Origin of the sequence: Psychrobacter muriicola 2pS (assembly GCF_904846535.1) — a bacterium.
Classification (GTDB): domain Bacteria; phylum Pseudomonadota; class Gammaproteobacteria; order Pseudomonadales; family Moraxellaceae; genus Psychrobacter; species Psychrobacter aquimaris.
The window spans coordinates 200,377-222,187 of sequence record NZ_CAJHBC010000002.1; the positions used below are offsets into that span (position 1 = coordinate 200,377).

Sequence of the window (21,811 nt, forward strand, 5' to 3'; positions counted from 1 at the left end):
TATACTATGCGAGATTTTATAGGGTCATTATTTGCTGATGACTGAGATGATTATAGGATAATAAGTCCTTCATATAAATAAAGAAAAGATAGGCAGGCGTTCATGAAAGCACCGCATATATTGATGATGGCCGCGGGTACGGGCGGGCATGTGTTCCCAGCGCTGGCAGTTGCTGAGGAATTGACCCAGCGTGGTGCGGTTATTCATTGGCTAGGAACGCCAAATGGTATGGAAAATGGCTTGGTTGCACCGACTGGTTATCGCTTTCATGCTATCGATATGCAAGGACTACGTGGTAAAGGAATCGGGCGTTTATTGAAGTTGCCGGTGACCTTATTGTCAGCGACGATGGCCGCTATAAAAGTGATTCGTAGCAATCAAATTGATATAGTCGTCGGTTTTGGTGGTTATGTGACAGCGCCTGGCGGTATCGCCGCACGGCTGACCAATACACCTCTGATTATCCATGAACAAAATGCCATCGCAGGGATGAGTAATCGCTACCTATCCAAGATTGCAACCAAGGTGTTGCAAGCATTTGAGCATACCTTTGCCAATAGTGCACAGGATCCTAAGCTTGAAACGGTTGGTAACCCAGTACGCAATGCCATCACTGGTGTCTCTGAACCGACGGTGCGTTATGATGTTAATGATAATGCACCGCTTAAACTTTTGGTGGTGGGCGGCTCACTTGGTGCGCAAGCCTTAAATGACACTGTGCCAAAAGCGCTGGCATTGCTAAACCAGCCTTTTGAAGTCCGTCATCAATGCGGGCGCAATAATGAGGCTGCCACGCAAGCGGCTTACGATGAGCAAGATTTGAGTATGCACACGTTTGTGGTACAGCCTTTTATCGACGATATGGCCGCCGCTTATAATTGGGCAGATATTATTGTTTGCCGAGCAGGCGCATTGACGGTTACGGAAATTCAAAACGTTGGTATTGCCGCAATTTTTGTACCGCTGCCGCATGCAGTAGATGATCATCAGACTGCTAATGCCCGCACTTTAACCTCACACGATGCGGCGATTCTGTTACCGCAGTCTGAGCTGACAGCCCAGCGTTTGAGCAATGAGCTTGCGACACTTAATCGAGAGAAGTGCCTAGCGATGGCAAAAAAAGGTCATGCCCTTGCCAATCGAAGTGCGAGCAAGCAAGTTGCTGATATTATCTGGCAAACGCTGTAGCCTACATTCTTATAGCTGACTGTTTTTATCACCAATTATTTTGATACATTAAATTTTATTAGCCTTTAATAAAGAGAAGCCTTATGTCTAATCCTGCGAAAGCTCTACCTAAGCGTTTGATTGAAATACCAGAAATGCGTCGTATTCAGCATTTGCATTTTGTCGGTATTGGTGGCTCGGGGATGTGTGGTATCGCGGAGGTGATGAACAATCAAGGCTATCAAGTAAGTGGTTCTGATATTGCTGAAAGTTTGGTTACTCGGCGTCTACAGCAAATTGGCATTAAAATATCAATCGGCCATGATTCCAAAAATATTGCCAATGCCGATGTCATCGTTGTATCGTCAGCGATTGATCGTAGCAATCCTGAAGTTAAAGCGGCGTTAGAAGCGCGTTTGCCGGTGGTACGCCGTGCTGATATGCTGGGTGAGTTGATGCGCTATCGTCATGGTATTGCAGTTGCTGGTGCTCATGGTAAAACGACAACGACCAGTTTGCTGACTACAATGATGGCAGAAGGGCAGCTTGACCCAACGTATGTGATTGGCGGTAAATTAAACGCTTCTGGTAAAAATGCGGCGCTGGGTAGTAGCCGTTTTTTGGTGGCAGAAGCCGATGAATCTGATGCGTCTTTCTTATCATTGCGTCCGATGGCAGCGATTGTGACCAACATTGATCAAGACCATATGGAAACGTATGAAAATAGCTTTGATAAATTAAAAGCCGCTTATATTCAATTTTTACAAAACATGCCGTTTTACGGTTTGGCGGTGGTCTGTGGTGACGACCCAGAGCTGTATGCAATGATTGATGATATCGGTCGTCCCGTACTGACCTTTGGACTTGAGCCTTTTAACGACGTACAAGGCGTTGATTTGGTGACGGAAGGAACCAAAACTCACTTTACAGTACTGCGCCGTGACCGTGAACCTTTACGTTTGACTCTCAATATTCCTGGTACTCATAACGTTTACAATGCGCTTGCCGCTATTACCATGGCGACCGATGAGGGAGTCGATGACGAAGCCATCAAACGCGCTCTGCAAAAATTTGAAGGGGTTGGTCGCCGTTTTGAGCAGCATGCCTCTGTCAGTATTGATGATGGTGATGTTTTGTTGATTGACGATTATGGTCATCACCCAAAAGAAGTCGATGCCACTATCAAAGCGGCGCGTCAAAGCTTCCCTGAACGTCGTTTGGTAATGATGTTCCAGCCGCACCGTTATAGTCGTACCCGCGATTGCTTTGATGATTTTGTCGAAGTACTCTCCAGCGTTGATGAGCTATTATTATTAGACGTATATTCAGCAGGTGAAAGCCCGATTACCGGAGCTGATACCAAGTCATTGGCACGTAGTATTCGGTTGCGCGGTGAAGTTGAACCGACGATTATTGACAAGGACAATTTAGCTCCTGTCATGCAGCGTTTATTAAAAGCCAATGACATGCTCATTACTCAAGGTGCAGGTAATGTGGGGCAGATCGCTGTCGACTTGGCTGCCAATAACCTTTACATTAAGTAAGTTAAAAAATTCTAGGAATGATCCTCATGACGACTGATAATAAAGAAAATACCAGCACTCAAAATTTAGATAATTTAGATAGTAATGGCGCAACCCTAAACACGACGACCAGTGATGCAAAAGATGCCAGACAGTTTGGTAAAGTGGCGGTTGTCTACGGCGGCAGTAGCAATGAACGCAGCGTGTCATTAGACAGTGGTGCTGCCGTATTGCAGGCGCTACAAAACCAAAACGTTGACGCCACTCATTTCGATCCTAAGTATCAAGACATCACGGAGTTACGCGAGTATGACCGTGTGTTCAACGTGTTGCATGGTCGCGGCGGCGAAGATGGTTTGTTACAAGGTGTGCTGCAATGGTTTGATATTCCGCAGACGGGTTCAGGCATTTTGGCATCAGCGCTGGGCATGGACAAGGTTCGTACCAAGCAATTGTGGCAAGGTTGTGGATTAGCAACTGCGCCATTTTCATTGCTGACAGCTGATACCGACTGGCAGCAAGTGGTCAACATGCTAGGTCTGCCACTTATTATCAAGCCTGTTCATGAAGGCTCTAGTATTGGCATGACCAAGGTCAACAATCTTGACGAGTTGCCCGCGGCTTATGCAACGGCGGTACAGTGCGGTGATGCTGTAATGGCTGAGCGCTGGATTACCGGTCGTGAGTTCACGATTGTCATTATCGACGATGAAGCTTATCCAGTCATTCGTCTTGAGCCTGCTGATATTACCAACTTCTATGATTTTGAAGCCAAGTACAATCGCAATGATACCAGTTACTATATTCCCTGTGGTTTGAGCGCTGCTGATGAAAAGCATTTACAAGATCTGAGCCTTGCGGCATTTCGTGCCGTTGATGCAAAAGGATGGGGACGTATCGATGCTATGCAAGATGAAGCAGGTAACTTTTGGTTGCTTGAAATCAATACGGTTCCTGGTATGACCAGCCATAGCTTGGTTCCGATGGCAGCCAAGGCTCGAGGCATGGACTTTGATGCATTGTGCTGGCATATTTTAGCGCAGACATTAGAGGGACTTGTTTAGCAGTCATTGCTTAAATGATTATTTAGTGATTCTACTTTTTTACACTGCTCATAATGCCATTCATATTCATTAAGACAGTTATCATTGATAGGCTGTCTTAATAAAGCAGTGATAAAACTTATGAATTATTAGATTTGAATTTTGCTTATAGTCGGTGAATACTAATAGACGAAAACGGGCTAATGTATCACTAGAGCTGCTATACCACAGCGTCATGTAAACTTGTGTAAATTCGTTGTCACTAGTAGGGGTTAAGCTATTGTTTAACCATAAAATACGTTAATATTGTAATTATAGGTCTGTTTTAGTGATATTTCCGTTTTCTACGAACATAGCCCATAAGTTATTCATAAATTAAGAAAAATGTTACGTTTAAATGAGCATAATGTCATCCTATAAATCGTTTTAGTAAAATATTTTGATAACATGTTAACTCAATAGGCTTCTGCAAAAATATGCAGATTTACATTTATAAATAGCATGATCAGTTTTATGCAAATATAGGGACAAAGGTCGTTATGGCTCAAACTGTCAACGAGGTAACTGACTTGATGAGTGATAAAACCCGTCGCCCAAACTCTAAATTCCAAGTACCGACTTCGGTCAAATATTTTTTTATGGTATTGGTACTAGGGTTGCTCGTACTGATATTGATAATGGGTGGAAAAGCGTTGCGTGATGCGCCGCCAGCTGCGATCCATGTGAATAATCAGGGTTTGACAGTTACCCAATATCGCGCATTGCAACAGGTTATGAATCAACAAAAGGTAAGCAGCTTTTTTACCTCTGATTTGCAAGCGTTAAGAGATATTACGACGGGTCTGGCTTGGGTTGATCAGGTTAGTATTTCTCGTGATTGGCAACGGGGCATAGTCGTTACCGCATTACCTAAGCAAGCGGTTGCTAATTTTGGTACAGAGCGGTTGGTAGATGCAAAGGGGGCGGTTTTTGTCCCTGCTGATAGTAGAGATCTGACGCAGGAACGCTTCGCCACCTTACAAGGTGAGATAACGCAAGCCCCAGTTATCATGCAGCAGATGCAGCAAGTTAATGATTGGTACGCGCCACTGGGTATGCAGGTCGAAGATATTATCCTGTCACCAAGAATGACTTGGCTGATTCGTTTTGACAATGGGCTACGTGTGATTGTCGATAATGAGAATACCGCTCAAAAGCTGCTGAGTCTAAGTCAGCTGCTGGGTAATCAGTTAAGTAAGCGCCGAGGCGAAATACAGTCTGTAGATTTGCGTTATAAAAATGGCTTTACCATCGCTTGGGATATGACACAGCCAAAAGTTGATGAAGCAAAATAACTATAGATAGATAGATAGATAGCATAAGCAGGTAAAAACTGCTTTGTATGTTAGGTTGAGCTGTTTTGATAGTTTGTAGCACAGAATATACAACATCATAGCGTGTTGATAACGCTTTTTTTAATGATCTAATGGAGACGTCATTTGGTCTCCTGTTTAGCGATAATTTGTCTGGTACCATGAAAAATACTGAAAATCTGGTTGTTGTCCATCTAAGTGCCACGGCAGTCTATGTCGTCATTGGCAATGTTGTCTCTGCAAAAGACATTCGTATTCTAGGCGTGGGACAAGTCAAAAACAGCGATTTCTACCAAGGTCAAATAAAACACCGTGAACGTCTACAAGGTGCTATTAAGCAAGCCATTCAAGAAGCAGAAGATACTGCCAATTGCCGTGTGCACAGTGTGTGGTTGACCTTAGCGACCCCCGAACTATCGAGCAAAAATAGTGCAGGCGAGGTACGCGTAGAAGATGAGGCGGTACGTGCCAAAGATATGGTACAGGCGTTGTCTAATGCTAAGTCACGCGATCTATCGTCAGACTATTATTTGATGCATTGCTGTCAGCAAGGTATTTATGTCGATGATCAAGATTTCATGGTGGATGATGCAATCGAAATGATGGCGCATAATATTACTGTGATGTACCACATGATGATGATGCCTGTTGCTAGCCGTCAGAATATCCAAAAATTACTGCAAAGTTGTGATGTTGGTATTGACCATATCGTATTTGATGCAGTGACGAGTGCTGAATATAGTTTGATGAGTGACGAGCGCCAGCAAGGGGTTTGTTTGGTAGATATTGGTGCTAGTACAACCAGTATTTGCGTATACAAAGAAAACAAGCTGATATTTACCCATTGTATCGCGACGGGCAGCCACGAAGTAACGATGGATATCTCAGCTGATTTTGGTATCTCCATGATTGAAGCTGAAAAGCTGAAAAAAACCCATGGTACTGTCGATGTCAATAGTGTCGATCCTAGCTCATTCTTTATCTTTAAACCACAAGGAACAGGTGACGAGATTAATATTGGTATCTATAATCTAGCCCGCATTATTGAGGCGCGCTATGTGCAGATATTTACGGAAGTTGCTCGTCAATTGCATGAGGCTGATCTCATCGGCTATATCGACAAAGGTATCGTACTTACAGGTGGCGGTACGGCGATTAAAGGTATGATACCCTTTACCAAAAAATTGCTCAAAATGCCCGTAGTATTAACCAATACTCATCCTGCTATTAGTGCTCATAATCATTTTGATAATGATGAGTCATTTAAGCAGCTAAACAGTCAAGTAAATGATCGTGCTTATCAGACGGCATTTGGTACACTATTATATAGTCAAAGCGAGCAGTTTCGCCGTAGTGAAAAAAGCGAGCCTGAAGCGATTCAAAAAAATCGAGTCACTGGTGTTTTTCAAAGTGCAGGGCAACGTTTTGCTAGTGTACTCAAAAAGATATTATAATCTGTTAGCAAAGCATATTTATATTAAGCAATATAAGAGTATGCAGCTAGATTATAGGCAAGAATACGAAAAGTAACACCCTGTACCATACTGGCATATTTTGGCTAACACAATTGTCTAAGCCATTGCCCTGTTTTATTTAAATACAATTATATATAGTAAGTCGATAGCGCGCCATATAAGTGTGTTACCAAGTATCGACCATCACGCTATCTGCAACTGGAGAAACCTTTTTATGTCAAAATACACCATGCCAGATGATAACCAGCTTCAAAATAACGGCCAAGCAAGCTTCACTGTATTCGGTGTTGGTGGTGGTGGCGGTAATGCGGTTGAACATATGGTACAGCAAGGGATTAGAGGTGTAACGTTCGTCTGTGCTAACACGGATAAACAAGCGCTTGATCGTTTAACTGCACCGCACAAATTGCAGCTTGGCGCAAAAACGAATCGTGGATTAGGCGCAGGGGCAAACCCAGAAGTTGGGCGTGAAGCAGCAGAAAGCGAAGAGGAAGCTATCCGCGCATTACTCGAACATGCCGACATGGTGTTCATTACTGCTGGTATGGGCGGTGGTACAGGTACGGGTGCAGCGCCTGTGGTTGCACGTATTGCTAAAGAAATGGAAGTATTGACAGTCGCCGTAGTGACTACGCCATTTAAGTTTGAAGGTGGCAAACGTATCAAGGCTGCCAAAGCAGGTATTGAACAGCTGACCAACTTCGTTGATTCTATCATTACGATTCCGAATGATAAGCTGATGAGTGTCTATGGCAATATCTCTATGCAAGACGCCTTTAAAAAAGCGGACGATGTGTTATTACACGCGGTTCAAGGTATTGCTGAAACTATCGCTAGTGAAGGTATGATCAATATCGATTTTAACGATATTCGCACCGCAATGACGGCTAAAGGTCATGCAATGATGGGTATCGGCCGTGCCAGCGGTGATGATCGTGCGCGTCAAGCAACTGAGAAAGCCATCAGATCACCATTGCTTGATGACTTGCGTTTAGAGAATGCAAAAGGTCTATTGGTTAACGTAATCTCTTCTGAATCACTATCATTGGATGAGATGAGTAAAATTAGTATCATCGTTGAAGAAATTACAGATATCGACGATGCTCATATTTTCTATGGTTCAGTGATTGACGAAAAAATGGGTGATGACTTGCATGTTACCGTTATCGCCACGGGTCTGACTTTAGATGAAAATGCTGGGCAAGAGCCAGAAGTAGTTGAGGCGCCAGTTCCTTCTGTCAATAGCACTCAGCCTGTTGACCCTAACGTGCATACCAGCGCTTTAAACAGTCAAAAGCAATCGCAAGCCCAGATGTATCAAGATACAGCTGGTGCTACCCGTGCAAGCGCGCCTCAAGAGCAGGCAAAAACCAAAACCAATAGCATTCAAGATTATCTAAAACGTCAACAGAACAAATAATATTTTTAGATATTTGGAATCAAAAAAAGCCAGTACTAAGTTGCTGGCTTTTTTGTGCGTATAGATAATGTCCATATATAAGCTGATTCAGCTATCAAAGAGCTTTATTTATAAACAGCGCCTCTTGATATGAAGATAATCATTAATATATAAGCGTATAGAATAATTTATGATTGTAAATATTTACTGATATTTCGCTATTCTAATAAGGAAAATTCAATCAGTAAGACATAAAAACAATCAAGATTTATTGGCGATAAGTGTTATCAATCAAGGAGATAAGAAAATTAGCGAGTTTTAACTATAGCGAACTAGGGGCGGGTAATGATACACTATGGCAATTGTAACAAAATATGTGAGAAGACAGCCATGAACCAAAGAACCATAAAAACTGCGATCGCTGTCACAGGTATTGGTCTTCATAGTGGTCAGCCTGTTGACTTAGAGTTTCATCCGCAACCTATTGATACGGGTATTGTTTTCGAGCGTTCTGATATCGAAGGCAGCCAGCCGATTCCAGCCAGCGCCTTTTTGGTACAAGACACTATGATGTCATCAAATTTAGTGTTTGGTGGAACACGTGTGGGGACGGTCGAGCATTTGCTTAGTGCCATTGCTGGACTAGGTGTGGATAATCTTTTAATCCGTGTGTCAGCCTCAGAAATACCAATTATGGATGGTAGTGCCGCTCCTTTTGTGGCGCTGCTACTTGACGCAGGATTTTGTGAACAAGATGCTTTAAAGAAGTTTATAAAAATCGTCAGACCAGTACGAGTAAAAGTAGACGATAAATGGGCAGAACTGCGCCCTTATGAAGGGTTTGAGCTAAATTTTGAGATTGATTTTGATCATCCTGCTATCGACAAAGATTTTCAGCATGCCCAGTTGCAATTTTCGACGCAAAACTTCATTGAGCAATTGAGTTCAGCACGTACTTTTGGTTTTTTACGAGATATCGAAGCCTTACGTCAGAATAATTTGGCGTTAGGAGGCAGTATGGACAATGCCATTGTTATTGATGAAGCAAATATTCTTAACGAAGAAGGTCTACGTTTTAATGATGAGTTCGTTCGTCATAAAATTTTGGATGCTTTAGGTGATTTATATTTGATTGGCTATCCGATTTTGGGCCGTTTTAATGCTTATAAATCTGGTCACGCGTTAAACAATTTATTGGTACGTGAGATATTATCTGACCATAATAATTTTGAAATTGTAACTTTTGATGACAATGTAACGTGTCCAATCCAGTATTTACCTCTTGAAGGTTTGACTGTTGAAGGATGAATACAGGAATATACACGAAGTATCGAAACATTTACGCAATATTACATAATACGGCTGTAATTACATTCGAATAATATTCATTATTTTGAATGTATTGTTTAGATTATTTTAATAATTCTGCTCCAGAGTAGAGAATATACAAGCTGTGGATAGTTTTTCAATCATCTGCTGGTAACGTTCATAATGTGAACGGAGCGAGCAGGTGATTTTTTTCGTTTGCATCATTACAAAATCCTAGCCTTACCCGCTGATTTTTACGGTTTAGTTTACACAACTTTACATAGTAACATTAAGAATTTCAATGATTTGCCAGACGCAAAAGCGCTTTTTTGAGATTTTCATCAGTGGTGACATGCTCTGCAGCCTGTGATATAGTCCGCTTTGTGTTTTGGCTAAGAGCCTGATTTGCATTGGCTTTACTAGATTTTGACAAGGTTGCTGATGCTGCTGGTAGTTGTTTAGATGAGTGATTATCAGCTGAGCTTTTAGCTACGACGACGCGAATTTGCTTGAGTTGTTTAAATGTAATTGACTGCTCTGTTAGGACTTGCAAATAAGCGCTCTGTAAATAGCGAATATGATTAGCGGCAGTCATTGAGCCCACACTGAGTATTAATTGCTCGGATGTGAGGCCTACGACCCAACAGGTATTAAGGATTTCTTCAGGTAGACAATCTACCAATAACTCTTTTACCTCATGGGTCGCTTCTATATATAGCCGCATATTGTCAGCAAGCGTTCGGGGTAGTGCGCTACCAGCAAAAGCTTGATGGTCGATAAGTTGGGCAAGCCGATTTGGCTGTTTTTTTGACATCGTAATGACTCATCTAATAGGTGACAAAATCGATATTCATAACTGACAGGCGAAAAGTAATTTATATTGAACAATTTGCGAGATAGTTGACTAAGCAGAATATGGTATTAATAGATAATATCGGCATTAGTCACTACAGAAGAAATAGCGGGCTGTTGTAATAAGGATTTTATCATGTTTTTTTAATGATTATCTCCTCTAAACTAATTGATGCTTTGTCATGGATGACGAGCGGTCTTGTATTAACAATAGGTAGTAAATTTATGAAACAAGCTTTATTAATTTTGTCAGTATTGGGAATGGGTATAGCACAGACAAGTGGTGCTGTCGAAACAACCTTTCAACCAAATAATACCTTGAGTCATACCATCACAAATATTTCTGCTTCTTCGAACTATGGTTCTAGTCGCAATATCTATAGCACTAACAGTGGTGCTCATGTATATAGCAACGACGAGATCAGTCAAGCTATTGATAATTTAAGTGCGCATGCCAAGCAAAAAGAATACCAGCTTGCTTCGCTTACCAGCCGTTTGTCTTACGAGCAGCGTCAGCAGCAATCAAGCCGTGCTCCTGATCGCAATTCTGCTCCTGCTATCGCAGCGGCAAACGCCTCTCGAGTAGCCCTATCTAGAAGCTCTGGCTATTGTGCTCGCTATGTGCGTAAAGCGCTACAATCAGCAGGTTACGAATTTACGCCTAATCCTTCAGCATATCAGTATGCCTCTCGTGGCACACTTGCCCAAGCAGGTTTTACTAAGATCAGTAATGATATGCAGCCACAAGTGGGTGACGTTGTTGTCTATAATCGCACTTCAAACCGCCCACATGGTCATATCCAGATCTTTGATGGCAACGATTGGGTATCTGATTTCCGTCAAAACAGTATTAGCCCATACAGCGGTACTTACAGCTATACGACATGGCGTGATTCACAATATGTCGATGATGCATCAGACCGAGGCATCTACCTTGCGATGGCTGACAAATAAATATTAGTTAGATATAACCTAAGTTAAAAGTTTTCTCCAAACCCAGTAATGCTTTTTATAGCGTTGCTGGGCTTTTTTTACGCTTTGAGTTGTGATGCCCAACTCAAAACTAAAACTAAAACTAAAACTAAAGCTAAAACTAAAGCTAAAGCTAAAGCTAAAGCTAAAGCTAAAGCTAAAGCTAAAGCTAAAGCTAAAGCTAAAGCTAAAGCTAAAGCTAAAGCTAAAGCTTAAATCTCGACCAGTGGTTGCAATTGTGAAAGTCAGGCGGAGAGGCATGGCTTGAGGCAAAATATAAAGCAGTCTCACCAAACCATAGAATAACGCAAGGATGTATCTGCTCAATCACAGTATTTGCGGTGACGTATTGCTGATTGGGTAGTCGGGTCACGGGCACCTCAAAGCTCCGCTCATAATGATGAGGTTTATTTGCTACTGATGAACCATTAGATAAAGGGTTTTCTACGTAGCTCAATGCTGGCTTTACATTATCTGTCCAATCAATAGATGCGTGCTGTCCATCAGCTGTGTGTAAGGGTATTGGCGGTAAGGTGGTAGGATTACGATAGCTCTGAAATTGATACAGTGCGTAACGACCGTCTGGATTGGCATTAATCTCAATATAAGGCGCTGTTTTGTGATCATTCGTTAGATCTTTACCATTTATCAGACGACCAGCGATAAAACACTCAAGGCAAGTCTCCTCCCATAAGTAATCATCGAATCTTACTTGCGCTTGCTGCCAAGTCGGCCAAGTTAGTTGATCTGCTAACACTTGACTGGGTAAGGTAACTTGATAGGTCAGCTGTAAGTGCAATAATGGCTGTCGAATAATCTGCGCACTCACATCTATACAGATACGCTGTAACTCATCTACAGTCACACCCAGTTGCTGCGCATCGTTTGCTATCGTTTCAGCGGCTATACATAGAGTGAATGATTGGTTCATAATTTAAGATCCGACAATAAAAATATATAAGTAACCATAAAAAAGTTGTACCGATTAAGAGAGCTAATACTACACGCTAAGTAAATTCAATACGATTAGGCAATAAATATAAAAGCCGCGAGCAAGATGCATCGCGGCTTTTATATTTATTGCCATCATTTAGCTATGACTTGAGTTGATGCGGCATACAATCACTCAAACCAAGCTGGTCATGACATATTATTGCGCATGACGTGCTAGGTTAGATAGTTTTGGGTTGGCATTTGGATTTTTACGTAGCAATAGTGCCATACGACCAATAGAATGAACCAAAGACGCGTTAGCCGCTTTGGCAAGTTCAGCACCGATGACATCGCGTTCTTCTTTTGTGCCAGCAGGCAATTTTACTTTGATGAGCTCATGATCTGATAGCGCGCGATCAATCTCTTCAGTAATGGTTGGGGTAATACCTTTGTTACCAATCATGACGATAGGTTTGAGGTCGTGACCAATGCCTCTTAGGCGTTTAATGGTAGCGTTATCGAGTTGCATAGAATTCCTAGGTGTTGGTAAAAATAAAAGACAGTGCTATTAAGAGCAGTTGACGACCATTATAGATAATCTGTGGTCATCTTGCATGAGATCAGCAGGATTTTGCACGATTTTACGTGATGAAAATGTTAAACTGAATGTTTGGGCACATTATAAACGCTACTGTCTGATAAATCAGTGTTTTAACCAATAGAATTTCGCCAGTCTAAGACTGTAAATGTATAAAAAGCTTGATTGATAGCATACTCGAATGAATTTAACCCATATCGAAGTGCTTCATAAATTTTTTAGCTACTTCAGTAATATGTATTAATGTTTTGCAAAGCAATAGGAGCAGGTATTTTGGCCACGCGTATCGAAAATAAAAAACTGTCAAAGAGTAGTAGCGCTTGGATGAAAGAGCATATTGACGATCATTATGTGCAAAAAGCGCAAAAAGATGGCTATCGTGCCCGTGCCGCCTATAAATTATTAGAAATTAATGAAAAGACCAGTATTATTAAAAAAGGCATGACGGTCGTAGATTTGGGCAGTGCTCCAGGCAGTTGGTCTCAAGTGGCAGGTCAGCTGGTAGGCGAAAAAGGTATTTTGATTGCCTCTGATATTCTGCCGATGGATACATTGCCTGATGTGACCTTTATTCAAGGCGACTTTCGCGAAGCAGAAGTGTTTGATGCGATCATGGCAGAGGTTGGTGATAGGCAGGTTGATGTAGTGCTGTCCGATATGGCACCAAATACGGCAGGTAACAGCGCAATCGATCAGCCACGCATGATGTATTTATGCGAGCTGGCAGTGGACTTTGCGCTTGCAACCTTACCAGAAGGTGGCGCACTTATTATGAAAGTGTTTCAAGGCGAAGGCACACAAGAATTACGCAAGCAGATGCAGCAGGATTTTAGTAAGATTCGTAGTATCAAACCAGGTGCGTCAAGACCACGGTCAAAAGAGATGTTTTGGATAGCGATTAAATAATCATAAAGTCGTTACGTCACAGCCATTGTAAGCGAGATAATGTGTCACCATAACAGAGTCTTATGAGTGCATTGAACCCGCTACAATCGTTAACTGAATAATAGCGAAACCTGCTTGAATTATGCAGGTTAGCACCACATATCATGGTATATTAACTTTGTTTCAAGCATATGTTTTAGGCAAAGTCGTCTGACAATAAGCGCCTGATGTGCTCATCTATGATAGATATATAGGTCATTGATATTTATAACTTGTGAAAACAGTTCTAATGCAGCGTTTGGGTTGTGTCAGTCTGAATCACAAATTCTGGCTATGAATATATCTACTAAAAAATGAGCAGTACGTTTATAGACGTCACGTGTTTAATAAACACACCAATAAGTAAGGGATGGGAATAACTAGTGAGCGACATGGTAAAAAATACCTTATTGTGGCTGGTGGTAATCGGCGTTTTGGTGCTGGTGTTTAGCGGCTTTGATCAATCATCCGAGCCGGATAGCCTTAACTACTCTGAGTTTGTGACCGCTGTGTCAGAAAACCAAGTAGCCAGCGTTGAAATCGATGGCGAGCAAATCACCGGCGAAAAGAAAAATGGTTCATCTTTTGAGACCATTAGACCAGCTGTGTCAGATGACGAGCTGATGCCATTGCTGCGTGAGAACCAGGTCGAAGTCCAAGGGACTGCACCAAAACGCCAAAGCGTCTTGATGCAATTACTGATAGCCAGTTTCCCCATTCTATTGATTATTGGTCTGTTTTTATTCTTCATGCGTAACATGCAAGGCGGCGCTGGCGGTAAAGGCGGCGGCCCTATGAGCTTTGGTAAATCCAAAGCCAAAATGCTGACTGAAGACCAAATCAAGGTGAACTTTGAAGATGTGGCTGGTTGTGAAGAGGCCAAAGAAGAAGTGGTCGAAGTGGTCGAGTTTTTACGCGACCCTGATAAATTTACCAAGCTGGGTGCAACAATTCCACGTGGTATCTTAATGGTAGGCCCTCCAGGTACGGGTAAAACCTTATTAGCCAGAGCCATTGCAGGTGAAGCTAAAGTGCCGTTCTTCTCAATCTCAGGTTCTGATTTTGTTGAAATGTTTGTCGGTGTCGGTGCCTCACGTGTACGCGATATGTTCGAACAAGCGAAAAAGAGCGCGCCTTGCATCATCTTTATTGATGAAATTGATGCGGTCGGTCGTCATCGTGGCTCGGGTATGGGCGGCGGTAATGATGAGCGTGAGCAGACACTGAACCAATTATTGGTCGAAATGGATGGTTTTGAAGGCAACGAAGGCGTAATCGTCATTGCCGCGACTAACCGTGCAGATGTGCTTGATAAAGCGCTGCTGCGTCCAGGTCGTTTTGACCGTCAGGTACAAGTGGGCTTGCCAGATATTAAAGGTCGTGAACAAATTCTAAAAGTGCATTTGAGAAAACTGCCGAATACTATCGGTGTTGATGCCAATGCACTGGCTCGCGGCACACCTGGATTTAGTGGTGCGCAGCTGGCCAACCTTGTCAACGAAGCGGCACTGTTTGCGGCACGTCGTAATAAGACCAGCGTTGATATGAATGACTTTGAGGATGCAAAAGACAAGCTATATATGGGTCCTGAGCGTAAATCAATGGTCATCCGTGAAGAGGAGCGCCGTGCGACTGCTTATCATGAAGCAGGTCACGCCTTAGTGGCTGAGCTACTACCAGGTACTGATCCTGTGCATAAAGTCACTATTATGCCGCGTGGTTTTGCGCTTGGGGTTACTTGGCAGTTGCCAGAGCATGACCAAACCAGTATGTATAAATCAAAAATGCTGAGTGATATTGCTATTTTATTCGGTGGTCGTATCGCTGAAGAGGTCTTTATCAATCAAATGTCGACGGGTGCTTCTAACGACTTTGAACGTGCAACCAAGATGGCTCGCGCCATGGTAACAAAATACGGTATGTCTGATGCCCTTGGTATCATGGTTTACGAAGACGAGGACAGCTCGCAAGGCTATTTTGGCTCTAGTAGCCGTACGATTTCAGAAGCCACGCAGCAAAAGGTCGACGAAGAAGTTCGCCGTATGCTAGAAGAGCAGTATGACATCGCGCGTGAATTGATTGAAGGCAATCAAGAGAAAATGCATGCGATGGTCGATGCTCTCATGAAATGGGAAACCATTGACCGTGATCAATTGCAAGACATCCTAGCAGGTGAAGACCCACGTCCACCAAGAGTCTATCAGCATAACGAAGTCAACTTGTCAAAGAATGATATCAAGACAACTGGCTCAACACCGCCACCATTACCAGCGATGTAGTTGCTAGCTCATTAATACTCAATAGAAAAGCCCTTTTTAATAAAGGGCTTTTTGTTGTCCATATTTTATGAAGGGCTTAGTACAGGATAAGGTTTACTGGTATCATAAGCACAGTGTATAACAGACAATGCGCAATAATTAGAATATTTTGATGAGAGATGGTTTGGTTATGTCCTTATTTCAGCCTTTACCCAGCTATAAGATATCAAGTCGTGATAAAACACTAGATTTATCGCAGCCTCATATCATGGGCATTCTTAATGTCACACCCGATTCGTTTTCAGACGGTGGACAGTTCACTGTGGTAGATAAAGCAGTTGTTCATTGCCAGCAGATGATAAACGAAGGTGCGACTATTATCGACATTGGCGGTGAGTCTACTCGCCCCAATGCGGATATTGTGTCCACTGCTGAAGAGATGCAGCGTGTTGTGCCAGTAGTTCGAGCCATCCGTCAGCATTGCGGGGAGGATATTTGGTTATCCATTGATACCAGTAATCCAGAAGTGATGAACGCGGCTTTTGACGTTGGTGCCGATATTTGGAATGATGTACGCGCACTCAAACGCGAGGGAGCAGCAGCACTAGCGGCTGAGCTTGATATACCCATCATGCTGATGCACATGCGCGGTGAGCCAACCACGATGAACAACCTAGCTCAATACGATGATGTGGTTGATGAAGTGATGACAGAGTTGACGACGCGTATTGAAGAAGTAACGAGCCTTGGTGTTAAACGTGAAAATATAATCATTGATCCAGGCTTTGGTTTTGCTAAGGACTATGAACATCACTGTGTATTATTGAGTCAGCTCAGAAGCTTACAAGCACTCGGATTGCCAATGATGTTTGGTATTTCGCGTAAGCGTTTTTTAGCAGAAGTATTGAGCAAGAGTGGTGTTGAAGTAGTTGCTACTACCAAAGCGGTGGATCGCGATGTCGTAGGAACTGCTGCTGGTTTGTTCGCGCTGCAGCAAGGCGCGAGTATCATTCGTACCCATAATGTGGCGATGATGCAGCAAGCAGTAGCATTATGGAGCCAGTTATCAGCGTATCATCACTAGTATTACATAAGTGCAAACGCTCTATAAGGTTTTCACCGTTATAAATATTTATGTGCAATACCTAAAATCTGCTCCTTAACTATTATTGAGTATGAAGTCAAAAATTATCTAAATGAATGAGAGTGCTTTTATGACCATCCCGATTCAGCCAGAACCAACCAATGAACAGCGCCGCATTATTTATCAAGCACGCCGTGGCTTAAAAGAGTTAGACTTTTATATTGACCTTTATGTCAAAGAGCTTTACTTAACCGCAGAGCCTGCTGAACAAGAAACATTTGCAGAAATGCTGACGCATGAAGACCCTGATTTGTTAGATTATTTTACCAATCAAAATCGTCCAGAAAATGAGGAAATATGGGCGTTGGTGAATAAAATTAAGACATGGCGTCATACTAAAAATTTAACTTGACTATGGCTTTAGGTATAAAGGATGGTTGTCCAGAGTTGGTATAGGTAGGTCTGAGCAACATAGTGGTTTGACGTTTTCTTTGGTAATAAAATATGACCTTGGCAAATTCGTTACGTATTGATACGGCTATTCAGCCTGCCAGCTATTTGCGCTTGCTGCTTTATAGTGGTTTGACCGCCGTCATGGTTGTGTTGGCATGGCTCGCTTCTTTATTGTTATGGCAATATGTGCTTATTTTAATCGTGACCGCCGCAGTGACTATTTATTTAACATTATCACGACCCATACTGCTGCACCTTAGCCAACCACCACTTAGCCAGCGTATTGACCAACATTGGCAGATACTGCTGCGTACTGGTCGCGGTGATGAGCTCTGGCTGGCACAATTAATCGCTGTCTCTAGATATCGATGGGCGATAAGCTTTGAGTTCAATGTCATAGAGCCTCGTCTGCGCTCTTTATCAGTGACCATCTTTCGAGATCAAGTGAGCCCTGAGCAATGGCGAGAGTTAAATATTTTGACTAGGGTGTATTGAATATTGACAAATAACCCTTGTCAGTGCCACGGTCGAATATCCAACAGATCTAATATAAGTGCCGAAAATATGCGTTAAGGCAAAGGTATCATTTTTTAATAGCGCCCAATGGTAGCTCTTTTTCATAAACTTACGAACGCCTACATGTCCTAACAAAACACCTATCTGGATAGCGAAATAGATTTGTTATATTGCAAGATAATTATGAATCATATAAAGCGCATGGTGCTGTTAGCTAGCTAAGATATTAGATTAGCAGCGAAGTTTTTAGCGCCGAATAGTGGCTTATAGATAATAAATAATATGACAAAAAGGAATAGAAAATGAGCTTATTAGGGAATTTGGTTAGTCAGGTGGCCCGTCGTGCGATGGATCCTGAAGATACACAGCGTAATCCTGTGAACCAACGCATTGACCCACGTCGTACAGGTGGTCTTGGGGATATATTAGGTAGTGTGCTAGGCAGCGGTAGTCAAACTGGTGGCTACAATCCACAACAGTATGAGCGTCAGCCTGATAATGGTTTTGGCTTAGATGATATCATTGGTGGTATGACTGGTGGCAATCAACGTGGCGGCATCAATTCGGGTGCTGGTGGTCTGGGCGATGTGTTGGGCAGCGTATTGGGTGGTCAGCGTAATAAAGACGGATACGGTGGTCAGGGCATGCTAATCGCTGCGCTTATACCAATGGTACTAAGCTGGATCAAACGCAATGGTGGCTTGAGTGGTGCATTATCAAAAATCACAAGCATGGGTTATGAAAACCAAGCGCGTTCTTGGATGAGTAACCAACAAGACAATGACAACCTTGATCCAAATGATATCAGTCAGTTATTCGATGAAAATGAGATTCAGCAAGTTGCAGCACACACGGGTGCTAATGACATAGAAGTCCGTCAAGGTCTTGCTGAATTGCTGCCAGAGGTCATGAATCAGCTAACACCAAATGGCAACTTGGATAATGAACCTGAAGCCAATGAAGAGATCGACCAAATCATCGACCAGCTATCTAACCGACTAGGCGCGTTAAAATAAATTTAATTTTTTAAGAAAGTCGCAACCGTTAATGTCATAAAGTTAATGCCATAAAAAAGAGTACGTTATCCCACGTGCTCTTTTTTATGGTTGTTAGTTTAACCCTGCCATTGTTACTTTCTTACTAGGTATTTACGCTTTGTTCTAAATATATATGTTAAAAATGGTGAATAATAGAAAAATGATTCTATAAATCTTATAAGATAGTCATATGATTTATTTAGTTTTCTGTCGCAGTGGCTACTTTGATGTTCTTTTAGATAGCATGACTGCGTGATTGCATAAGCATTTATAAGGATACTTAATCATGCCATTTAAGCCTATTCAAGCAGCGGTCGCCATCTTAGTTGGCTTGATCATTTGGTTCGTGATACCAGTGCCTACTGGCGTCACGCCTGAAGCATGGCATATGCTGGCTTTGTTCATCGCCACTATTGTCGCCATCATCGGTAAAGTATTGCCCATTGGTGCCATTGCTATCATTGCCGTCACCCTAGTCGCACTCACAGGTGTGACTAGTGATAGCCCAGCACAAGCCATTAGCGACGCACTATCAAGCTACTCAAGCCCGTTGATTTGGCTAATTGGTATTGCAGTCATGATATCGCGTGGCTTGATAAAAACGGGTTTGGGTCGACGTATTGCCTATTATTTTATTTCTATTTTTGGCAAAAAAACTATCGGCGTGGCTTATTCTTTGACTGCGGCTGAATTGATGATAGCACCCATTACGCCCTCTAATACGGCGCGTGGCGGCGGTATTATTCATCCTATTATGAGGTCTATCGCGCAAAGCTTTCACTCGACACCCGAGGAAGGCACGCAAAATAAGATTGGTCGCTATTTGGCGATGGTGAACTATCATGCCAATCCCATTACTTCTGGGATGTTTATTACGGCTACTGCGCCCAATCCTTTGGTTGTAGATTTGGTGAATAAAGCCACAGGCGGTGATATACAGCTGTCATGGACCACGTGGGCAGTGGCGATGTTTATACCCGGAATGCTTTGTCTAATCGTCATGCCATTGGTTATTTACATAATTTATCCACCTGACGTTAAAGTCACGCCCGATGCAAAAGGTTTTGCCAAGGACAATTTGGCAGAAATGGGGAAAATAAGCAGCCAAGAAAAAATCATGCTCGGAGTATTTGCTCTGATGCTGTTATTGTGGGCAAATATTCCTGCATTGATGTTAGGTGAGCAATATAGCGTTGATGCTACCACCACGGCATTTATTGGTTTGACGACCTTAATATTGACTGGGGTATTGACTTGGGACGATATTTTAAAAGAGAAGTCAGCATGGGATACCATCATTTGGTTCGGCGCTCTTATTATGATGGCAGCTTATCTTAATAAGCTTGGACTGATAAGCTGGTTTTCTGGCAATATTGAATCGATGATTGGCACGACTGGGCTTGGCTGGATAGGGGCTGTGACTATTTTGACCCTAGTATACTTATATATTCATTACTTCTTTGCTAGTACCACGGCTCACATTACTGCACTATTTGCTGCATTTTATGCAGTAGGTTTAAGCTTGGGTGCACCGCCGATGTTATATGCGCTTATCTTGGCTGCAGCGAGTAACATCATGATGACGCTTACTCATTATGCAACAGGTACCGCGCCAGTAATTTTTAACTCTGGCTATGTGACGTTAAGAGAGTGGTGGAGTATTGGCGCGATAATGAGTGTGGTCAATTTAGTCATTTGGATAGGTGCTGGTTTAATTTGGTGGAAAGTGCTCGGCTATTATTAATAGAGCGATCCAGTCATATTGTCTTATGTAAAGATGAGTATTCTTATGAAAAGGTGAGTGTGGGTTAAAAGCGCTCATCTAACGTTTCGAGCGTATAATTGAGCGCTGTAAAACAAATATCGCCCTGAAAGCCTCGATATTGCAAAAACCGTAGCTGCTTTGCTTTGTCTTTTTGTTCAGTGGGTATGTCATCACCGTATTTTTTGGTACGCGCTGTGACCGCCAGTTTGAGCCAATCGACACCATCTACTAGATTATCTGCACTATCATCTACAAACTCACTAAACTCTTCTGACTCCGCATTTGCCATATCGATTAACTCATCGATATTACTGGGCATGGCTATTTTTTTACGATAAAACTCCTGCTTGATACGCCCACGTCCCCGACCTTTACGGATATTTTCACGAATGAGCATGAGAGTCGTACGATAATCACTTTGGTAGCCTTTTTCTTCAAACTCATCGAGCAGCGCATCAATTTTATCTGGGGCTTGCTCTTTATCAATGAGCTTTTGCTTGAGCTCAGCCTTGCCATACTCACGGCGAGATAAATAATAAAAAGCTAACCAACGCAAACGACTTTCGGCTTTGACCTCGTCTATTTCTGCTTGTCGTTGTTCAGGCGTGCGCAAATAGGCTTTAAGAGCAGCGGGTAGGTTATCCGTCTGACTGTTGACTGTGCTATGCGTAGAAGTGTTGGTAATGGCGGCATCGGCTATATTCTGTGATTCTTTGTTAAATTCATTATCAGTAGCCGCGCTATCGTCTTGTTCACCATCAATATTCTGTTTAACTTCAGCCAGCATCTCTTTGATACTTTGCGCCTCAGGTGGTCGATAAGCAGGCACATCACTAGGCTCAGGGCTAAAGTTAGCCGCTGGGTGAAAACGTTTTTTACGCTTTTGGGGTTTAGCTGGGTTTTTATTGTTAGAAGGGGGAGCGTCAGTTGATTCTACTGTAAAGCCAGCATCGTCAGATAATGAATAATCTTTACGAGAGTAGGTTGAGCGTTTTAGCGTTTTAGCCGATTGTTTAGACTGGTCTTTATATGAGTGGTTAGACGGTTTAGACGGCTTTTTTGAGTTAGTATTAGTATTACTCGCTGTATCGGCATCCGATTCAGCGAGTATTTCAGCTAAGGTTTTAATGTTCATAACAATTTAATTTTCAT

At 42.5% G+C, this 21,811-nt stretch carries 20 protein-coding genes; 16 read left to right on the forward strand and 4 right to left on the reverse strand.

All coding sequences use genetic code 11. The features are described 5' to 3' along the window. Positions 1 to 102 precede the first annotated feature (102 nt). From murG to lpxC, 7 genes are all read left to right on the forward strand, one after another. Positions 103 to 1,188: an undecaprenyldiphospho-muramoylpentapeptide beta-N-acetylglucosaminyltransferase gene (gene murG, locus JMX93_RS03255; protein ID WP_499203840.1), complete on the forward strand. Its 1,086-nt coding sequence runs from the start codon at positions 103 to 105 to the stop codon at positions 1,186 to 1,188. 83 nt (positions 1,189 to 1,271) lie between these two features. Continuing rightward, positions 1,272 to 2,711 carry a UDP-N-acetylmuramate--L-alanine ligase gene (gene murC / locus JMX93_RS03260; protein WP_193012503.1) on the forward strand — a complete coding sequence of 480 codons (1,440 nt, stop codon included), beginning with the start codon at positions 1,272 to 1,274 and terminating at the stop codon, positions 2,709 to 2,711. Positions 2,712 to 2,737: 26 nt separating this feature from the next. Continuing rightward, positions 2,738 to 3,754 (forward strand): D-alanine--D-alanine ligase, encoded by a 1,017-nt coding sequence (locus JMX93_RS03265; protein ID WP_499203841.1) that lies wholly within the window; start codon positions 2,738 to 2,740, stop codon positions 3,752 to 3,754. Positions 3,755 to 4,272: 518 nt separating this feature from the next. After that, positions 4,273 to 5,067 carry a cell division protein FtsQ/DivIB gene (locus JMX93_RS03270; RefSeq protein ID WP_499203842.1) on the forward strand — a complete coding sequence of 265 codons (795 nt, stop codon included), beginning with the start codon at positions 4,273 to 4,275 and terminating at the stop codon, positions 5,065 to 5,067. A gap of 179 nt (positions 5,068 to 5,246) precedes the next feature. Then, the gene (gene ftsA / locus JMX93_RS03275) at positions 5,247 to 6,539 is read left to right on the forward strand and encodes a cell division protein FtsA (RefSeq protein WP_198329470.1); all 1,293 of its coding nucleotides are present in this window, start codon (positions 5,247 to 5,249) and stop codon (positions 6,537 to 6,539) included. 235 nt (positions 6,540 to 6,774) lie between these two features. Beyond that, on the forward strand, positions 6,775 to 7,980 hold the full coding sequence (gene ftsZ / locus JMX93_RS03280) for a cell division protein FtsZ (RefSeq protein WP_198332170.1): 1,206 nt from the start codon (positions 6,775 to 6,777) through the stop codon (positions 7,978 to 7,980). A 369-nt stretch (positions 7,981 to 8,349) separates the two neighbouring features. Next, on the forward strand, positions 8,350 to 9,267 hold the full coding sequence (lpxC, locus tag JMX93_RS03285) for a UDP-3-O-acyl-N-acetylglucosamine deacetylase (protein WP_055124715.1): 918 nt from the start codon (positions 8,350 to 8,352) through the stop codon (positions 9,265 to 9,267). Positions 9,268 to 9,565: 298 nt separating this feature from the next. On the opposite strand, the gene JMX93_RS03290 is transcribed toward lpxC, so the two are convergent. Then, complete coding sequence (locus tag JMX93_RS03290; RefSeq protein ID WP_193012507.1) at positions 9,566 to 10,081, reverse strand: hypothetical protein; 516 nt, start codon at positions 10,079 to 10,081, stop codon at positions 9,566 to 9,568. 263 nt (positions 10,082 to 10,344) lie between these two features. Between JMX93_RS03290 and JMX93_RS03295 the strand changes: the two genes are divergently transcribed. Together JMX93_RS03295 and JMX93_RS03300 are read left to right on the forward strand one after the other, a co-directional pair. Further along, positions 10,345 to 11,073: a CHAP domain-containing protein gene (locus tag JMX93_RS03295; RefSeq protein WP_193012508.1), complete on the forward strand. Its 729-nt coding sequence runs from the start codon at positions 10,345 to 10,347 to the stop codon at positions 11,071 to 11,073. A gap of 84 nt (positions 11,074 to 11,157) precedes the next feature. After that, complete coding sequence (locus tag JMX93_RS03300) at positions 11,158 to 11,307, forward strand: hypothetical protein (protein WP_499203843.1); 150 nt, start codon at positions 11,158 to 11,160, stop codon at positions 11,305 to 11,307. On the opposite strand, the gene JMX93_RS03305 is transcribed toward JMX93_RS03300, so the two are convergent. Next, complete coding sequence (locus JMX93_RS03305; RefSeq protein ID WP_499203844.1) at positions 11,297 to 12,022, reverse strand: DOMON domain-containing protein; 726 nt, start codon at positions 12,020 to 12,022, stop codon at positions 11,297 to 11,299. The two genes, JMX93_RS03300 and JMX93_RS03305, sit on opposite strands and share 11 nt — an antisense overlap. A 219-nt stretch (positions 12,023 to 12,241) precedes the next feature. Further along, complete coding sequence (locus tag JMX93_RS03310; protein WP_193012510.1) at positions 12,242 to 12,553, reverse strand: YhbY family RNA-binding protein; 312 nt, start codon at positions 12,551 to 12,553, stop codon at positions 12,242 to 12,244. A gap of 342 nt (positions 12,554 to 12,895) precedes the next feature. Here JMX93_RS03310 and JMX93_RS03315 point away from each other — a divergent pair, with 342 nt between their 5' ends. The 7 genes from JMX93_RS03315 (at position 12,896) to JMX93_RS03345 (ending at position 20,638) form a co-directional block, all read left to right on the forward strand. After that, complete coding sequence (locus JMX93_RS03315; protein WP_499203845.1) at positions 12,896 to 13,528, forward strand: RlmE family RNA methyltransferase; 633 nt, start codon at positions 12,896 to 12,898, stop codon at positions 13,526 to 13,528. Positions 13,529 to 13,929: 401 nt separating this feature from the next. After that, the gene (gene ftsH, locus JMX93_RS03320; RefSeq protein WP_287045559.1) at positions 13,930 to 15,825 is read left to right on the forward strand and encodes an ATP-dependent zinc metalloprotease FtsH; all 1,896 of its coding nucleotides are present in this window, start codon (positions 13,930 to 13,932) and stop codon (positions 15,823 to 15,825) included. A gap of 169 nt (positions 15,826 to 15,994) precedes the next feature. Next, positions 15,995 to 16,888 carry a dihydropteroate synthase gene (gene folP / locus JMX93_RS03325; protein ID WP_499203846.1) on the forward strand — a complete coding sequence of 298 codons (894 nt, stop codon included), beginning with the start codon at positions 15,995 to 15,997 and terminating at the stop codon, positions 16,886 to 16,888. Positions 16,889 to 17,018: 130 nt separating this feature from the next. Next, complete coding sequence (locus tag JMX93_RS03330; RefSeq protein WP_193012512.1) at positions 17,019 to 17,300, forward strand: FAD assembly factor SdhE; 282 nt, start codon at positions 17,019 to 17,021, stop codon at positions 17,298 to 17,300. Between the two features lie 92 nt (positions 17,301 to 17,392). Then, complete coding sequence (locus JMX93_RS03335; protein WP_499203847.1) at positions 17,393 to 17,836, forward strand: hypothetical protein; 444 nt, start codon at positions 17,393 to 17,395, stop codon at positions 17,834 to 17,836. A gap of 323 nt (positions 17,837 to 18,159) precedes the next feature. Beyond that, positions 18,160 to 18,873, forward strand: coding sequence for a YidB family protein (locus JMX93_RS03340; protein WP_499203848.1), 714 nt, complete (start codon positions 18,160 to 18,162; stop codon positions 18,871 to 18,873). A gap of 307 nt (positions 18,874 to 19,180) precedes the next feature. Beyond that, positions 19,181 to 20,638, forward strand: a complete 1,458-nt coding sequence (locus JMX93_RS03345) for an anion permease (RefSeq protein ID WP_201503295.1) — start codon at positions 19,181 to 19,183, stop codon at positions 20,636 to 20,638. A 64-nt stretch (positions 20,639 to 20,702) separates the two neighbouring features. On the opposite strand, the gene JMX93_RS03350 is transcribed toward JMX93_RS03345, so the two are convergent. Then, positions 20,703 to 21,794, reverse strand: a complete 1,092-nt coding sequence (locus tag JMX93_RS03350; RefSeq protein ID WP_499203849.1) for a regulatory protein RecX — start codon at positions 21,792 to 21,794, stop codon at positions 20,703 to 20,705. Positions 21,795 to 21,811 lie beyond the last annotated feature (17 nt).

Excerpts from the sequence above, each read along its gene's own strand:
- murG (WP_499203840.1), top strand. The coding sequence starts at position 103 with ATGAAAGCACCGCATATATTGATGATGGCCGCGGGTACGGGCGGGCAT.
- murC (WP_193012503.1), top strand. The coding sequence starts at position 1,272 with ATGTCTAATCCTGCGAAAGCTCTACCTAAGCGTTTGATTGAAATACCA.
- JMX93_RS03265 (WP_499203841.1), top strand. The coding sequence starts at position 2,738 with ATGACGACTGATAATAAAGAAAATACCAGCACTCAAAATTTAGATAAT.
- JMX93_RS03270 (WP_499203842.1), top strand. The coding sequence starts at position 4,273 with ATGGCTCAAACTGTCAACGAGGTAACTGACTTGATGAGTGATAAAACC.
- ftsA (WP_198329470.1), top strand. The coding sequence starts at position 5,247 with ATGAAAAATACTGAAAATCTGGTTGTTGTCCATCTAAGTGCCACGGCA.
- ftsZ (WP_198332170.1), top strand. The coding sequence starts at position 6,775 with ATGTCAAAATACACCATGCCAGATGATAACCAGCTTCAAAATAACGGC.
- lpxC (WP_055124715.1), top strand. The coding sequence starts at position 8,350 with ATGAACCAAAGAACCATAAAAACTGCGATCGCTGTCACAGGTATTGGT.
- JMX93_RS03290 (WP_193012507.1), bottom strand. The coding sequence starts at position 10,081 with ATGTCAAAAAAACAGCCAAATCGGCTTGCCCAACTTATCGACCATCAA.
- JMX93_RS03295 (WP_193012508.1), top strand. The coding sequence starts at position 10,345 with ATGAAACAAGCTTTATTAATTTTGTCAGTATTGGGAATGGGTATAGCA.
- JMX93_RS03305 (WP_499203844.1), bottom strand. The coding sequence starts at position 12,022 with ATGAACCAATCATTCACTCTATGTATAGCCGCTGAAACGATAGCAAAC.
- JMX93_RS03310 (WP_193012510.1), bottom strand. The coding sequence starts at position 12,553 with ATGCAACTCGATAACGCTACCATTAAACGCCTAAGAGGCATTGGTCAC.
- folP (WP_499203846.1), top strand. The coding sequence starts at position 15,995 with ATGTCCTTATTTCAGCCTTTACCCAGCTATAAGATATCAAGTCGTGAT.
- JMX93_RS03330 (WP_193012512.1), top strand. The coding sequence starts at position 17,019 with ATGACCATCCCGATTCAGCCAGAACCAACCAATGAACAGCGCCGCATT.
- JMX93_RS03335 (WP_499203847.1), top strand. The coding sequence starts at position 17,393 with ATGACCTTGGCAAATTCGTTACGTATTGATACGGCTATTCAGCCTGCC.
- JMX93_RS03340 (WP_499203848.1), top strand. The coding sequence starts at position 18,160 with ATGAGCTTATTAGGGAATTTGGTTAGTCAGGTGGCCCGTCGTGCGATG.
- JMX93_RS03345 (WP_201503295.1), top strand. The coding sequence starts at position 19,181 with ATGCCATTTAAGCCTATTCAAGCAGCGGTCGCCATCTTAGTTGGCTTG.
- JMX93_RS03350 (WP_499203849.1), bottom strand. The coding sequence starts at position 21,794 with ATGAACATTAAAACCTTAGCTGAAATACTCGCTGAATCGGATGCCGAT.